Origin of the sequence: Synechococcus sp. BMK-MC-1 (assembly GCF_014279955.1) — a bacterium.
Classification (GTDB): Bacteria; Cyanobacteriota; Cyanobacteriia; order PCC-6307; family Cyanobiaceae; genus Synechococcus_C.
The window spans coordinates 292,331-306,862 of sequence record NZ_CP047939.1; the positions used below are offsets into that span (position 1 = coordinate 292,331).

General features: G+C 48.1%; 14 protein-coding genes. 12 read left to right on the forward strand and 2 right to left on the reverse strand.

Annotation, left to right across the window (positions count from 1 at the left end; all coding sequences use genetic code 11):
• Window positions 1-625: 625 nt before the first annotated feature.
• The 9 genes from SynBMKMC1_RS01445 (at window position 626) to SynBMKMC1_RS01485 (ending at window position 11,026) form a co-directional block, all read left to right on the forward strand.
• The gene (locus tag SynBMKMC1_RS01445) at window positions 626-1,480 is read left to right on the forward strand and encodes a hypothetical protein (RefSeq protein WP_186472469.1); all 855 of its coding nucleotides are present in this window, start codon (window positions 626-628) and stop codon (window positions 1,478-1,480) included.
• A 393-nt stretch (window positions 1,481-1,873) separates the two neighbouring features.
• Entirely contained in the window at window positions 1,874-3,034 is a 1,161-nt protein-coding gene (locus SynBMKMC1_RS01450) for a glycosyltransferase family 1 protein (RefSeq protein WP_186472470.1), read from the forward strand.
• Window positions 3,031-4,095 carry a GDP-mannose 4,6-dehydratase gene (locus tag SynBMKMC1_RS01455; protein ID WP_186472471.1) on the forward strand — a complete coding sequence of 355 codons (1,065 nt, stop codon included), beginning with the start codon at window positions 3,031-3,033 and terminating at the stop codon, window positions 4,093-4,095. Before SynBMKMC1_RS01450 ends, SynBMKMC1_RS01455 begins: the two co-directional genes overlap by 4 nt.
• 90 nt (window positions 4,096-4,185) lie before the next feature.
• Window positions 4,186-5,982 (forward strand): asparagine synthase (glutamine-hydrolyzing), encoded by a 1,797-nt coding sequence (asnB, locus tag SynBMKMC1_RS01460; RefSeq protein WP_186472472.1) that lies wholly within the window; start codon window positions 4,186-4,188, stop codon window positions 5,980-5,982.
• Window positions 5,983-6,117: 135 nt separating this feature from the next.
• Entirely contained in the window at window positions 6,118-6,564 is a 447-nt protein-coding gene (locus SynBMKMC1_RS01465) for a methyltransferase domain-containing protein (protein ID WP_186472473.1), read from the forward strand.
• 21 nt (window positions 6,565-6,585) lie between these two features.
• The gene (locus SynBMKMC1_RS01470; RefSeq protein WP_186472474.1) at window positions 6,586-7,566 is read left to right on the forward strand and encodes an IS5 family transposase; all 981 of its coding nucleotides are present in this window, start codon (window positions 6,586-6,588) and stop codon (window positions 7,564-7,566) included.
• Window positions 7,567-8,584: 1,018 nt separating this feature from the next.
• Window positions 8,585-9,313: a class I SAM-dependent methyltransferase gene (locus tag SynBMKMC1_RS14800; protein WP_186472475.1), complete on the forward strand. Its 729-nt coding sequence runs from the start codon at window positions 8,585-8,587 to the stop codon at window positions 9,311-9,313.
• Window positions 9,310-10,470, forward strand: coding sequence for a glycosyltransferase (locus SynBMKMC1_RS01480; RefSeq protein WP_186472476.1), 1,161 nt, complete (start codon window positions 9,310-9,312; stop codon window positions 10,468-10,470). The genes SynBMKMC1_RS14800 and SynBMKMC1_RS01480 overlap by 4 nt, the downstream gene beginning before the upstream one ends.
• On the forward strand, window positions 10,463-11,026 hold the full coding sequence (locus SynBMKMC1_RS01485; protein WP_186472477.1) for a WcaF family extracellular polysaccharide biosynthesis acetyltransferase: 564 nt from the start codon (window positions 10,463-10,465) through the stop codon (window positions 11,024-11,026). Before SynBMKMC1_RS01480 ends, SynBMKMC1_RS01485 begins: the two co-directional genes overlap by 8 nt.
• Before the next feature lie 206 nt (window positions 11,027-11,232).
• Here the strand turns inward: SynBMKMC1_RS01485 and SynBMKMC1_RS01490 are convergent, their stop codons facing one another.
• Window positions 11,233-11,370, reverse strand: coding sequence for a hypothetical protein (locus SynBMKMC1_RS01490; protein ID WP_186472478.1), 138 nt, complete (start codon window positions 11,368-11,370; stop codon window positions 11,233-11,235).
• Between the two features lie 148 nt (window positions 11,371-11,518).
• Here SynBMKMC1_RS01490 and SynBMKMC1_RS01495 point away from each other — a divergent pair, with 148 nt between their 5' ends.
• The 3 genes from SynBMKMC1_RS01495 (at window position 11,519) to SynBMKMC1_RS14780 (ending at window position 13,936) form a co-directional block, all read left to right on the forward strand.
• On the forward strand, window positions 11,519-12,931 hold the full coding sequence (locus tag SynBMKMC1_RS01495) for an undecaprenyl-phosphate glucose phosphotransferase (protein ID WP_255486252.1): 1,413 nt from the start codon (window positions 11,519-11,521) through the stop codon (window positions 12,929-12,931).
• Complete coding sequence (locus SynBMKMC1_RS01500) at window positions 12,921-13,643, forward strand: YdcF family protein (RefSeq protein WP_255486253.1); 723 nt, start codon at window positions 12,921-12,923, stop codon at window positions 13,641-13,643. Before SynBMKMC1_RS01495 ends, SynBMKMC1_RS01500 begins: the two co-directional genes overlap by 11 nt.
• Window positions 13,644-13,729: 86 nt before the next feature.
• Window positions 13,730-13,936, forward strand: coding sequence for a type II toxin-antitoxin system VapB family antitoxin (locus SynBMKMC1_RS14780; protein ID WP_304623076.1), 207 nt, complete (start codon window positions 13,730-13,732; stop codon window positions 13,934-13,936).
• Between the two features lie 181 nt (window positions 13,937-14,117).
• Here the strand turns inward: SynBMKMC1_RS14780 and SynBMKMC1_RS01515 are convergent, their stop codons facing one another.
• Complete coding sequence (locus SynBMKMC1_RS01515) at window positions 14,118-14,492, reverse strand: transposase (RefSeq protein ID WP_186472479.1); 375 nt, start codon at window positions 14,490-14,492, stop codon at window positions 14,118-14,120.
• Between the last annotated feature and the right edge of the window lie 40 nt (window positions 14,493-14,532).

A 14,532-nucleotide genomic window follows, 5' to 3' on the forward strand; every position in this document is an offset into this window, starting at 1 on the left:
GCTTTTGGGCGCAAATGGACCCGTTTGCGTACATTTTACCGCCAGAAATTGCTCAGATCCATTGGGGCGCAAATGATCTGGCTTTATTCAGCATACCCTAAGTATGTTCTTGATCGAAGAGCTTTTTGATCGCTAAAGTATGAATATCTGCGATTTGCTTATCTACAATGTATTAACCTCGTAGATGCGCCTTGATTCAGGTTTATTTTTTATTTATCGCAATAGTTTTAGCCATCTTCAGGTCCTAGACGATTAATCTTTTTAGAATTTAAGGATTTGCCTGCGATTACGCTTGGTTTGTTTTAGGTTGAACCGCTTGCAATAAATAACTACGCTGCAAATGTTTATTTGGTTTAACTATTTTTAGATCAGCCTATTTTGTTGTTCAGCCTAATATTGTTTGCATGAATCTTTAATCCCTTTCATTCAGTATTAGGATCCTGTCTATTTAGTTAATTGGATTCATCGCTTCATTAGCCTTGATGCTCAGATTCTTCCCACCTATTCATACAGCTCAATATTAGCTCTGAGCGGCAACAAAGCTTTTGAGGCTTTCTCAAAGGTGAAATCGTAATTTAGACTGGCTTTTTTAACTTATTTAAGCATTCCTTTTGGCTTCATTTTCATGGGCAAACTTCTTTCCTTAAAAATTAAATCTGAACAGCACTTTTCTCGTTGTATTAATTTATGGCGTAGAGCTTTAAACTTGCCTTTCTTTCTGTCTATTGCCCATGAACTTCATAACTCATCGGATCTGATTACTGATGTCGCTGCTTCTAATAAAGTTATTATTGCTGGAAATGGTCCTTCCTTTAACTTACTCGGCTCATGTATTGGGGACTTGCATTCTGTAGATATTATTACTTCTAATTATGCTTATAAGTCTCCTTTCTTTCGCAGTCTATCGCCAAAGCTCCACTTCATAATCGATTCTAAAATTGTTTCGGGTATTTGGTCTCTAGACATGATTGATGAGGTACTGGCGATTTCACCATCGACGGTTATTGTGCTCGATGCTAGGTGGAAGCATTTGTCCGAGTTTCATAGGTTCAGGGACAACCCTCATATCGCTTGGATAATGCCAATATATTATCCATCTTATTACTCAAATCCTAAAAGGCTTAGTTTTGTCTCTGGCTTTCATGGGCTTAATGTAACTGCATGTGCGTTTTCTGTGGCATCTATTCTTGGTTATAAATCTTTAGCTTTTATAGGTGTTGAAGCCGATGGCCTATTTCGAGAAATCATTGATACACCCTCACATTTTTATAGTGAGTTAAAAAAAGATCAGTCCATGTCAAGTTACGAATCAATGATTGATTCACTTTATCTTTCTTCTTATGCACTCTACGCGTGGAGTGGTTTTGTAAGGTCTGTTGAGGCTCAAGGGATTGATGTTTCTAATCTCTCTGATCAAGGTATCTTTGATGTTTGTAAGCGCCAAAAGCTCGATAATTTTATTGTTTCTGACTATTCATGATAGGCTTTATTTCCTTATGATTAATTTTATTATCTAATATAAACTGCTCTTGTTGATTGCCTTTGCCTGTCTGTATTTGCTGGACCTTGAATGTTAATTTTTAATCCTATTTTTCGGTTTCTAGTCCCTAATCAAATTCATAAATATCCTTGACTTTGTTCTAATTCACGCATCCTATAGTCGTAAATTTGGAAAATAGTCTTAACAATTGAAGATTATGGTAAAAATTTTTGATTAATGTTTTAATGGCTGCTTTTCTTTAGTTAAAGTGGAACGTTGCTTCTCCCTGAATTCTCTTAAGAATTGATCACCTGTGGAAATTAAGCATGATGTATTCTAGTCTTAATTTCGCAAGTCGTAACAAGTATGAAGTGCTTCTCGAATCAATATTCTGTGGTGATTGTTGCCAATTATCTGCCTGATTGCCAATATAGTATGTTGAGCCATTCTTTATTGGTGAAATTCTTATTGGATAAAGCTGATATACCCTCAATTATTATAAGGCCTCGAAATTGCGTAGGCAAATTGAGCAGGTATTTCCCAAAATTTGAAAAGTTGTTTGGTTACATTGATAAATTTCTTCTATTTCCGCTAGAGCTTCTCTTTGTTAGATTTACCTCCGGTAGGTTTGGTGTTTTTCATATTATTGATCACTCAAACTCATTGTACTCATTTGTTCTATCTGGGCATCCGCACGTTCTTACTTGTAATGATCTTTTAGCCATTAAATCAGCGCGTGGTTGTTTTCCTGACAATCCTGTCAAGTTTTCAGGGAAATTATTGCAGAAAATTATTGTTTTAGGCCTTAATCACTGCAAAAATATCCTTTGCATATCAAACAAAACACTGGTAGATTTGTCCTTTGTCTTAAATAAACCTACTTCGAGCTTCGATGTGACTTTGCTTCCTTTAACCTATCCGTTTGAACCTCTCTCTAAAAGTGATTGTATCCGGATCCTTTCTCAACAAAAGCTTGTTGCCCAGTTGTTACCAGAATCTGGCTTTATTCTTCACGTTGGTGGTCAAATTTGGTATAAGAACAGGTTGGGACTGTGTCAAATTTATAAAAGGTATGTTGAACGATTAGCAGGTATGTCTTGCCAGCCATTAGTTCTTGCCGGTAAATCGCCTTCTGGTGATCTTCAGAAATTTGTCCAGGCTAATCGTCATTTGGATATTCGTTTTATTGCAAATCCTTCTAACGAAGAGCTTAATGCCTTGTATTCACTCGCTACTGTTTTGTTTTTCCCTTCTATTGAGGAGGGTTTTGGGTGGCCTATTCTTGAAGCCATGTCTTGTGGCTGCCCTGTTATCACTAATTCAAAGCCTCCCATGACGGAAGTTGGCGGTGATGCAGCTGTTTATGTTGATATAACATCCGTAGATGCAGCAGCTAATACACTTCACGATGTTATTCAATGGAGTGATCATTTTCGCGCTTCTCAAATCGCTAAATGTTTACTTAATGCTAAGCGATTCGACTCAGATATCTATTTTGAACAATTGCTTTCTGCTTATACTAGAGCCTCAAATCAGAGTCATTTAACTGAATGAATTTATCTTCTAAAAAATACCGAGTTCTTGTTTCGGGGATTACAGGTCAAACTGGTTCTTATCTTGCAGACCTGCTCATCAACCAGGGTCACGAAGTTCATGGATTGGTAAGGCGAGCAAGTTCTTTTAGTCGTTCAAGAATTGAGCATCTTCGCTGTGATTCCAACATATATGGTACTTCTTTGTTTTTGCATTATGCTGATCTTTCAGATTCAACTACCATTCGGCGTCTTATTAGTGATATTTCCCCCCATGAAGTTTATCATTTGGCAGGTCAAAGTCATGTTGGATTGAGCTTTGAAATACCAGAATCTACTTTGAGAGAAGTGGCTATGGCCACTCTCTCAATGATAGAAATTGTGCGAGATCTTTCTAATCCACCTCGTTTCTTTCATGCATCTTCTGCTGAAGTTTTTGGTGAAGCTTTATCTTTCCCTCAGAATGAAAATTCCCCTTTCCGTCCAGTGAATCCTTACGGTTGTTCTAAAGTATTTGCTACCAATATGTTACAGGTTTATCGTAGAACATACGATATGTTTATATGCAATGGAATTTTGTACAATCACGAATCTCCGCGCCGATCAGAAAGTTTCGTAACTAGAAAAATAACTCTAGCTGCAGCAAAGTTGGCTTTAGGGGGTTCTCAAATACTCAGATTAGGCAATATAGATGCATGCCGAGATTGGGGATATGCACCTGAATATGCAGATTTCATGGTTCGCTCACTCAGACATGACGAGCCAGGGGATTATGTTGTTTCTACGGGAACTCTTACTTCTGTTAGGGATTTTGTTAAAGAGGCGTTTAAAACTCTTGGTATTAATATTTGTTTTGAGGGTTCCGGATTGAATGAAGTTGGCATTGACACAGGTTCAGGAAAAACGGTTCTAAAGATTGATCCGCAATATTACCGTCCTGTTGATTCCTTTAATCTTGTTGGCGATTCGTCTAAGGCTCATAATGTAATCGGATGGCGTCCATCGGTTGTTGGTGGTGACCTTGCAAAAATAATGGCCAATGCAGATTTTGAAATAGAGGCCAAGAGGTGTTCTCATGACTGAATTGTTTTTGTCTATTGATTTGTTTGCAATCCTTTGCTCCTTCTTTAGACATATTTTTTGCTTTATATTTTTCTTGATCGGATCGTTATAATGTCTGGCCTGATTGGTGCTGTTAATTATCAAGGGAAAGTCCAAACTCTTTCGCTAGCACCCCTTCGCCACCGGGGCCCTGACGCGGAGGGTCATTGGTTCAGTAGTGATTGTTGCTGCTGGTTGGGCTATACACATTTGGCTACTCAGTGCTGTCCATCGGAAGGCGTTCAACCGGTCACAAGTCACTGTGGACGTTTTACACTGGTGTTTGATGGAAAAATTTTTAATCATCTTCAGATTCGGCAGGGGTTGCGTTTCCAGGCCTGGCGTGGTCAATGTGATAGTGAAACTTTGGTAGAAGGTCTGGCTCAGCGGGGTCCATCTATTCTTCTCGAGCTACGCGGTATGTTTTCATTCGCCGCATATGATTGTCAAAAAGAGCAGTTGTTGCTTGCCCGCGACCGATTAGGAATTAAACCCCTCTATCTCAGTTGGCAGTCTCAGGGTCTGTTTTTTGCCTCTGAACGGCGTGCATTTCTCTGTGAAGAAAATTTATCCGCACAGACTTTTACACAGGTCTTGGCCTTCGGTCATGACTTCACTCCAGTTGATTTTCCCGATCCTGAATTTCAGGGCATCATCAGTCTGCCGGCAGGGGTGGTTGTGCGCATCAACCGCAACCGGCCCCATGATCCGGTGCGTTTTTGGCCGCCACAGCCTCGCCCTAATTGGTCGCCTTTGCCCGTTCATAGTCTCAACTCGGCACGTACTTTTCTGCGTGAGCAATTGCAAGAGGTTGTGGACCAGCACCTCCCGGGTGATGTGCCATTGGCCTGTTTTCTTACCTCTGGCCTCAAGAGCGGCGTCTTGGCGGCACTTGCGTGCCGCCAGAAGCAAGTGCAGATCTCTACCTTCACTGTCTTATTTCCAGGTAGCCCACCGGACGAGAGCTCGCATACTCGTTGGATGGCACGGCATTGTGGTAGTGACCATCACGAGTTGGTTGTTAATGAAGAGGATGCCCTGGATTGGGTCCAACAGGCCCTTTTGGCACTTGATGTGCCCACCTCTGATGGCATCAACACCTTTCTGATTAGTCGCGCGGTGGCCAATCAGGGAATCAAGGTGGCCCTTAGCGGTCTCGGAGCGGATGAATTGTTTGGTGGCTATCCATCCCATCGGCTTTTGCCCCGGCTGCAGCTGTTGAGCCACCTGCCGGAAGCGTTCCGGCAGCGTCTTCTCCGAAGGTTTAGCCCTCTCCTAGCAGTCAAGCTGTCTGGTTTACCTCACTGGGATCACTGGCATCTGGGCCTGGCTCTGCGCCGCTGTGCAAGCGATGATGCTATTTATGCCGCTGGCGCTGAACCGTTGCAGTGGCCGAAATCACCCTCTCACCGCATTACCCAGACTTGGGGGCAGATCAGCTGGGCCGAACTCTCTGGCTATACAGAGCCGATGCTTTTACGTGATGCCGACGTGATGAGTATGGCCTGCGGTCTTGAGCTGCGCGTTCCTTTTCTCGATCATTTGCTCGTTGAAATCGCCCTGCGTATGCCCCAGCGTTTTCAGAAACCTGGCAAAAGCCTGTTACGCCAGGCCTGCGCTGATTTGTTTCCATCCGGTTATCTGAACCGCCCTAGTCAGGGTTTCGCCATACCAATGGCGGTTTGGATGCGTGGTCCTTTGAAGGAGCTTTCTCTTGCGCGTCTTGAAGCCCTCCAGCAATCTGGATGGCTGGATTCAGCCTGGATCGTCCAGCAGTGGCAGGCCTTTGAGGCTGGTCAACTCCATTGGTCGAGGGCTTGGCGCTTGGTGGTTCTAGGTGAATTTGCCCTTCGTCGACAAGCCTCATAAGTGCCTTTATCTCGACTCTTCTCGATAAAATAATATCTTGATTGGCGATCATGTTTCCCTTTTAGGATAAATCTTTCTGAAATGCATGACTGATGTGTTGCACTTGTCTTTTTCGTTGGTTTCTAAGAGGTTTATATGCATGTTTTCCTGAATGGTCCCAAAAGATCAAGTCTTTATTATGCGAAGGCCCTTTTAAGCTTGAGTACTTCAATTAACTCTATTATTGATTTTGGTGCTGCTGATGGTGTGGTTTCTTCGGTAATTGGGGAATCGTCTGGAGCTACATATTTCGGGATTGATGTTGGGGCGCCTATCTACTCCAGATCTGGCAATGTGGAATATGTTGAGAATCCGGCTCTTTTAATGGAATTGCTTTCCAGCAAGACTGCCGATGCTGTGGTTGCTTTTAATGTGCTTGAACATGCCGACGACTTTGCGGGGGTTGCTAGAACTCTTTTCTTGCAATCGCGAAGGTATGTGATGATATCGCTCCCAAATGAAATGAGCCTACATAGGAGGCTTTCTTTTTTGCTAGGGAGACTCTGGGAAACCCAGGCGATCCACGCGACAATGGGCCTGTAATCGCAGGCCGGGACAGGGTTGATGGGTGGCAAGCAGCTCGGCTTCTCGGACTACGAGCTGACCACAGCCAAGAAGCAGACCAAGCGGGAGAAGTTTCTATCTGAGATGGAGTCGGTCGTGCCATGGCAGGCGCTGATTGCGTTGATCGAGCCCTACGACCCCAAGGCGAGCAAGAAAGGCGGCCGGCCTCCCTATCCGCTGGCGACGATGCTGCGGATCCACCTGCTGCAGCAGTGGTATTCGCTTAGTGACCCAGCCATGGAGGAGGCCCTGATCGAGGTGCCCACCATGCGCCGCTTTGCCGGCATCGAGCTGATCAGTGATCGGATCCCGGATGAGACCACGATCCTCAGCTTCCGCCATCTGCTCGAGAAGCATGGGCTGGGCGAGCAGATTTTTGACACCGTCAAAGCGCTCCTGGCCGATCGGGGCGTGACCATGCGTCAGGGCACGATCGTCGATGCCACCTTGATCGCAGCGCCCAGCTCCACCAAGAACAAAGAGGGGAAGCGTGATCCGGAGATGCACCAAACCAAAAAGGGCAACCAGTGGTACTTCGGCATGAAAGTCCATGCCGGCGTGGACAAGAACTCCGGCCTCATTCACTCAGTCGTGGTCACGCCAGCCAATGTGCACGACTTGACCCCAGCAGCTCAGCTACTGCATGGAGATGAGGAGGTGGTGTACGGCGATGCTGGCTACCAGGGCATCGCCAAGAGACCAGAGATGGCTGGCAAGACAGCGGAGTTCAGGGTGGCGATGCGACCCGGCAAGCGCAGGGCCTTACCGGACACACCAGAGGGAAGACTGGACGATCTGGTCGAGACGGCCAAGGCGCACATCCGCTCGAAAGGTGAGCACCCCTTCCGTGTGATCAAGCAGCAGTTCGGCTTTCAAAAGACCCGGCTGCGCGGCCTGGCCAAGAACCGCTGCAAGATCAACGTGCTGGCAGCACTGTCAAATCTGTTTCAGGCCCGACGGCAATTGCTCGCAGCAGCCTGACCAAGGGCTTGGTGTGTCTGAACACCTCGATTCAGCCTCTAAAACCAACCCAAAATGATTGAACAGGAGGCCAAAAGGTCACAGCCAATGGTCTCAGAGGTCATTGACGGTCAAAGGCTCCCTTTTCTGGTCGCTGCCGCCGCCCAAGCCCCGTTTGTCCAGTGATTCCCTAGGCAAAGGAATACCTTGCCACGGGCTTTCGATGTGCCACTCAAGCGAAGAGCATCGGCACAGTTGGCTTATTGGCTTCAAAGATGCAAAAGAGAATTTGAATCAGATCGCCATGCAGCTGGGCTTTGACTGCGTTGGTGAGGTTTTTGTAACTATTTTGCCTCGAACCAGTTGGAAACGTTTTTTAATTAAGCCGTTTCTTTCACTCCTTCCCTTTAGTCTACGATCACATGGTTTTGCGTTCGTCTTCAAAAGGGAGTGAAAAGAATCTATGAATCCCATATCAAATCAATTAAGTTTTTCACTCTTTCCTTTAAGCTTCTCATCTATTAAAATTTTTGACCAATTTATTTTATTGCTTTAAGCTTTAAGTTTGCTAAATTTTAGAGCTCACGATTGTTTGCAGTGTTATAATGGTAACTCTTCATATATATCCTAGCTGTAGCGCTTTGTTTGGGTGATGGATTGTTTTTTGTTTGTCAAAGCGCGCGTTTTGCCAGGCTTGGGTATTTGCAAAAGACTCGCACCAATTTGCAGTTGATTTGTTGTTTTTGGTGAAAATGCGTTGCTGCTAGCCAATCTATAAAATTTATTTCAAGAACAGGCTAGAAGTGCAATTTTAAGCACTTCACTTTTTGACATGTCTTATAGTTCTCTGTTGTTTAAGCCGGTTTTGGCAATGCTCATGTTCTCGATTAGACTTCACGGCCTGCCTTTGTGTTTTAGATGGAAAATAGCATTGTCTGGGAGGATTGGGAGTGGTCGGTATTGGTTTTCAAATTGAGTAAAAATTATTCTTTTCTTGCTATAAATATGATCTTATTGTTGACTTTCGATCTTCTTGGTAATGATTAGTTTTAGTGACCAGTTAAAGGATTCCTATGCTGAGCTGCAAGGCAAGCAGAAATCGGCTGCTAAGCGGCGGAGCTCGATTAAGCGCCTACAGCGCTTGCTATGTCCTCATTTGCCTTCTTCAAGGCAGCGTGCACTCGATCTTGGTGCCGGCCAAGGCGAATTAGTTGAAGCGCTCTACTGTCTCGGTTGTAAAAATGTTGAAGGAGTGGAGTTGAGCCCGTCGCAGGTACGACTAGCAAAAGCTCATGGGTGCAATTCTGTGAGTGAGGGTGATGCTTGTCAGGCTCTAATTCAGAAGTCAGATTCTTCGCTAGATCTGATCTGTTGTTTTGATGTTTTCGAACATCTTACCTATGATACTTGTGCTCTCTGGTTCGCTCAGATTCACCGTGTTCTTAGGCCTGGAGGGAGGTTAATAGCTCATGTGCCCAACGGGCTCTCACCGTTTGTTGGCTCTGTGTATCGGGGCGATCTCACCCATCTATGGTGTCCTGTACCCGAGAGCATCCAGGTGTTTTGCCGCAGTAGCGGACTGCGCTGGCTGGGCGCTTACGAAAATATTGGTGCTTCGTCCGGGTTCCAGGGCAAGTTGCGGTGGCTGGCTTGGCGCGGAGTAAGTTTTTTCATGGCGATAGTGAACACGTTGGAAACCGGCCTTCCTTCTTTCGAATTCCCCTGGAGCCGCACGTTTTTATTTGTTTGTGAGCGTCCGGATAATTGAAAATTCTACGCATCATTCGCTCGCTTGACCCCTTAAGTGGTGGCCCAGCGGAGGGTATTCGTCAAATTACACCTCACCTGAAGAATCTGGGTGTTGCTACCACCGTGGTCAGTCTCGATTCACCAGATGAACTTTGGTTGCAGGATCAGCCTTTTGAAGCCATTGGCTTGGGTCCGGTGGCTGGGAGTTATGGCTACCGACGTGGGTTGCCTTATCGCATACTTACCCTGGCAAAAGACCATGATGCCGTGATTATCGAAGGGATCTGGCAGTACCACGCCTATGCAACGTGGCGAGCTTTGCGCGGCGGCAGCATCCCCTACTTCGTTTATACACATGGGATGCTCGATCCCTGGTTCAAGCGTACATATCCCCTGAAGCACCTCAAGAAATGGGCCTATTGGCCCTGGGCCGATTACCGCGTTTTACGAGATGCTACCGCTACGTTGTTTACTACTGAACAGGAACGTTTACTGGCAAAGCAATCATTCTGGTTGTTTAAATCCAAGGATAAAGTGGTGGGTTTCGGCACCTCCTCTCCACCCTCAGATGTTGAGGGCCAGCGTTGCGCCTTTTTGCAGCGCTTCCCTCACCTGCGTGACCAGCGCATACTGTTGTTCCTTAGCCGTATCCACCCAAAAAAGGGTGTGGATCTGTTGATTGATGCCTTCGCTGCAGTAGCCGCTAGCGATCCTCGGCTATGTCTAGTTATCGCTGGCCCTGATCAGGTGGGCTGGCAGGCCTCCCTGCATCAGCGGGCTGTGGCTCTGGGAATTGCTGATCGCATTACCTGGCCTGGCATGCTTAACGGAGAACTCAAGTGGGGTGCCTTTCGTTGCGCGGAATTGTTCTGTTTACCTTCACATCAGGAAAATTTCGGCATCGTGGTAGCTGAAGCCCTCGCTTGCGGCCTTCCTGTTGCCATTGCTGAACCTGTCAACATCGCTACCGATATCGTTCGGGCTGCCGCAGGGATCGTTTATGCCGATACCGCTTCATCCACAGAAGAAGCTTTGCGAAGGTGGTTGTCTATGACACCTCAGTCGCGGGGCGAGATGGGAAGGCGAGGTTTGCAGCTTTTTATTGAACGCTTTGATTTTGCTTCAGTTGCTAAAAACTTAATTCCAGTTCTTTCTGAGCAAATATCCTATGAATGATCAGCTTTTTTCTAGACTTGATGGATTTAAATCTTCCCTCAATTTTGACAGGGGCAAGTCTGGCTTCGTTTTCGTCATATGGTACTTAATAAAACGTATATTTTTTCTAACTAGTTTTCCATGGCCATCATTAGTTAAGTCTTTCATTCTAAAATGTTTTGGTGCGACTGTAGGACATAAAATTATTATCAAGCCAAGAGTTAATATTCATTTCCCTTGGAAGCTCTCGTTGGGTGATTGTGTTTGGATTGGAGAAAGAGTCGAGATTTACAATTTCGAGAGTGTTCGTATTGGCTCTCACTGTTGTGTTTCGCAGGATGTTTTTTTGTGTGCAGCTGACCATGATTTCCGTGATCCCTTTTTTTCTTATAGAAATGCACCCATCTGTATTGGGAATGGCGTTTGGTTGCAGGCAAGAGTTTTCGTTTGCCCTGGCGCGTTAATAGGAAATGAATCTGTTATTACTGCATGCTCGTTGGTTAAAGGTACTCTTCCTGGGAACCAAGTTTGCTCAGGTTCTCCTGCGCTTCCGGTGTCTCGTCGCTGGAAAAGTTGATTTACGTTAGATCAGATTATTGGCGACATGTCATAATAATTATGACATGAGCTTTTGTTTAGTGCTAACAGTATACTCTTCTTTTCGCAAATCTCTTCGTTTTTTGTGTTCCTTGATGAGCAAAACCAGTAGTCTTCGGTATTTTCCAAGGTCTTTGTTTTGAATCCTTTGGATATTGCGACTTTGATCTGGTTTGAGCAAGAATTTCACGATTTTGCAATTTTATTGGCTGCGGCTTGATGATGTTTAGCGGTGAGGACCGACTTGGCCTGATTTATTTCTTTTTTGACAGCTTTTTGCATCTTTTCATGTTTTGTATTCTCAGCGCAATAATTGCCGGGCATGTTTTCTGCAAAAATTCTTCTCTATTCTCTAAATTTTGCGCCGGAAGCGGAGGAGCACTTCGGCCAGGATTCCGTGCTCCAGCGCTTTGAGCAGCAGCGATTGGCTTTGCACTGTTGAATAGCCTTGCCCCAACAAAACTCCCAACCCTTGAAGCGCTCACCCTGGGGCGGTTTGCTTCGCCTGCATGGCCAGGACATTGCACGCCTGCAACGTCTGCTCGATCCCCTCGTGCTCACCCTGCTGTTCCTGGGTTTCGACTCTGGCAGTCGTGGGCTGGGCCGTGAAGCCTGGTTGCCTTTCTGGATCCTCGTGCCGCTGACGGCGATCCTGATTCTTCCCCGTGCCGGGCTCTATTCCAGCTATCGGCACCGCAGTCTGCGAGTGCTGATCCGCCGGATCACAACCTCCTGGTTGTTTGTGCTGAGTCTTCTGCTAACGGCAGCTTTTCTCAGCAAAAGTTCAGCATCGTTTTCGCGTCTCGACAGCAGCCTTTGGGCCTTCAGTGGTTGGTTGTGGTTGTTGTCCACTCATGTGTTGCTGCGAAAGTGGTTGCGATGGCACCGAAGTCAGGGAGGCAACAGCCGCACCATTGTCTATTGGGGTCTTCCTGATGCGGCTGAGGCTTTTGCTGAGCAGATCGCCAGCAACACATGGATGGGGTATCAGATCATTGCCTGGTTTTCGCCGGCACCAACACGGCCGGATCAACATTCGCAGAATTTGCCCAGCTGTTCCGGTGGCTTGCGAGAGCTGCGTGATTGGTTGAATAGTCATGATGTCGACCGCTTGTTGTTCAGTCACGTCACCCGTGATGGCCTGGGGATGGATCAGATGGTTCAATTATTTGGAGATTGCTCCATCCCGATTGTCTATGCACCGCACTGGGCGCATCCCACGATGCGCTTCACGGTCGACAGCATCGGCACACAGCCCTGTATTGATCTCTGGGGAAGTGAGCAAAGTCTGCTTGATCGCCAACTGAAACGTAGTTTTGATCTCGTTCTCACTGGCATCGGCGTGGTGTTGATTGCACCGTTGCTGCTGGTGATTGCGATTGCCGTGAAGCTTTCAAGTCCAGGCCCTGTCTTTTATATGCAGGATCGTTACGGCTTGGATGGAAAGCGGTTCAAATGTTTCAAGTTTCGCAGCATGCGTGTGCTCGATTCTGCTGATCAAGCAGTGGTGAAGCAGGCCACGGCTGATGATCCGCGCATCACACCTGTAGGAGCTTTCCTGCGCCGTTGGAGCCTGGACGAGCTGCCGCAGCTGTTCAATGTGCTCCGTGGTGACATGAGCCTGGTAGGGCCTCGCCCCCATGCGGTGCAGCACAATGAGCTCTACCGCAGAGTGATCCCCGGTTACATGCAGCGCCATGCCTGTAAACCTGGGATCACGGGTCTTGCCCAGGTGTCTGGTTGGCGCGGTGAAACGCGTGTGTTGTCAGACATGGAAAATCGCATTTATGCCGATCTCACCTATCAACGTGAATGGAGTCTGAAGCTTGACATCAAGATCCTGATCAAAACCTTCCTGCGGCTTCGCTCCGGAAATGCCTATTGAATGGCAGACCTGTCCGCCGGATCCTTTGCTGTGGATCCAATGGCGTGAGCCTCTGCTCCAGCTGCTGTTCACCCCCTGGCTGTTGCTGCCCTTGCTGGCGATCGGTTTTGGCCTTGTGCTGTGCTTGTTGCCATGGTTACTGCCGTGGCCATGGCGTGCGCCGCTGCTTACGACTGTTGTCTTGCTCAGCAGTGGGATCTATTCCCCAGTTGCCACCGATCTGATGAGCCGCTGGCTGACTGCTCAGCAGCCAGATGCCGCCGTGACGGCTTCTCACCGTTCTATACCCTTGGCTGTGTTGCTGGGGCGTGGTCCCCAGATCGCCCAGGCCACCACCGCTGAAGCTGCGCGTCAACTGAACAGCAATGCCGTGGCGGTTGTGTATGTGTCGGGTGATCAGCCCAGCACGGCCCAACGCTTGCTGAGGCTCGGGGTGCCGCCAGAGCGGGTCGCCGGTGATTCCTGCGCCCGCACCACCTGGGAGAACGCCACCCACACTTCGCTGTGGTTACAGCGTCACCATCCAGGAGCAGCGTTGCTGTTGATCACCGACCCCTGGCAGCTGCCGAGGGCAGCGCGAGCCTTTGCCCATCACGGTCTCACCGTGTGGCCCCTCGCAGTGGAGCCTCGTCTCAGTGCCCGTGAACGCAACCGGCTGGCGTTGCGCGAAACCGCAGGCACCTTGCTTTATCGCCTGCAAGGTCGGATGTAGGCAGGGACGGCCCTGAATACCTCCTACTCGTCTGCGTGCTCGCCTTCCGCAGCATTAAATCAAGCCTGTCTACACACGTTGCCGCCGTGGCTCTCAACATCCGAAACCCGGAGGCGGATCGCCTGGCCGCACAGGTGGCCTGCCTCGCTGGAGAAACCAAAACGGATGCTGTGATCCTGGCCCTCAAGGAACGCCTCCAGCGTTTGAGCGCCAGCGCGATATGGCAAGGGTCGTCATCGCGCCAGCCTCAATCTCGGCGATTGCTTCTCTTATGCCCTGGCCCAGTGGCTTGAACAACTCCTGCTGTTCAACTGATATTCGCCTAGGAGCTTGTTGCCCATAAGGCTCCCGCGCAGCCATCACAGAGAGATGCGGGTGCGCTGAACCATGGCAATGCTCCAGCGGCTGTACTGAGAGCGATAGAAGTTGGGCCCCAACTGCCCAAGTGAGCCAACCAGGGCGAATGCCTGACCCTTATCCCGTCGCTGCCACCCAGGCCTGCTGCTGGGTTCGCTGGAAGCTGATCCGGCTGTGGTCCGGCTGCTGGTTGCCGGTCAACACCCGGAAGGCCAGGTCCTCGTAGCAGGCGCGCTCGATCTTCCTGGAGGACACGACGCCCACGCAGCAGGCGTAAAGCAACAGCATCGTCATCATCCGCGGGTCGAATCCCTTCTCTCCGCGGGGATCCTTGGCCTGGGCGGGAATCAGGATCTCGGAGAGATCCAGCTCATCCACCAGATCCAGCAGGAAATACACCTGGTGGTCTTCTGAGAGCCACTCGCGGGGTGATGGCGGCAGCAGGGTGGTCTGCTCCGGCTGCCAGGGGCGAAAGGTCTTGCGCTTCTGCATGCCCCATTCTCTCGCCCAGACCCGTTGCAGTCACTGGGAT

Bases quoted from the DNA above. Each gene is read 5' to 3' on its own strand.
- SynBMKMC1_RS01500 (WP_255486253.1), top strand. From the start codon at position 12,921: ATGCCTATTGAATGGCAGACCTGTCCGCCGGATCCTTTGCTGTGGATC.
- SynBMKMC1_RS01455 (WP_186472471.1), top strand. From the start codon at position 3,031: ATGAATTTATCTTCTAAAAAATACCGAGTTCTTGTTTCGGGGATTACA.
- SynBMKMC1_RS01445 (WP_186472469.1), top strand. From the start codon at position 626: ATGGGCAAACTTCTTTCCTTAAAAATTAAATCTGAACAGCACTTTTCT.
- SynBMKMC1_RS01515 (WP_186472479.1), bottom strand. From the start codon at position 14,492: ATGCAGAAGCGCAAGACCTTTCGCCCCTGGCAGCCGGAGCAGACCACC.
- SynBMKMC1_RS14800 (WP_186472475.1), top strand. From the start codon at position 8,585: ATGATTAGTTTTAGTGACCAGTTAAAGGATTCCTATGCTGAGCTGCAA.
- SynBMKMC1_RS01465 (WP_186472473.1), top strand. From the start codon at position 6,118: ATGCATGTTTTCCTGAATGGTCCCAAAAGATCAAGTCTTTATTATGCG.
- SynBMKMC1_RS01485 (WP_186472477.1), top strand. From the start codon at position 10,463: ATGAATGATCAGCTTTTTTCTAGACTTGATGGATTTAAATCTTCCCTC.
- SynBMKMC1_RS01470 (WP_186472474.1), top strand. From the start codon at position 6,586: ATGGGTGGCAAGCAGCTCGGCTTCTCGGACTACGAGCTGACCACAGCC.
- SynBMKMC1_RS01490 (WP_186472478.1), bottom strand. From the start codon at position 11,370: ATGCCCGGCAATTATTGCGCTGAGAATACAAAACATGAAAAGATGCAA.
- asnB (WP_186472472.1), top strand. From the start codon at position 4,186: ATGTCTGGCCTGATTGGTGCTGTTAATTATCAAGGGAAAGTCCAAACT.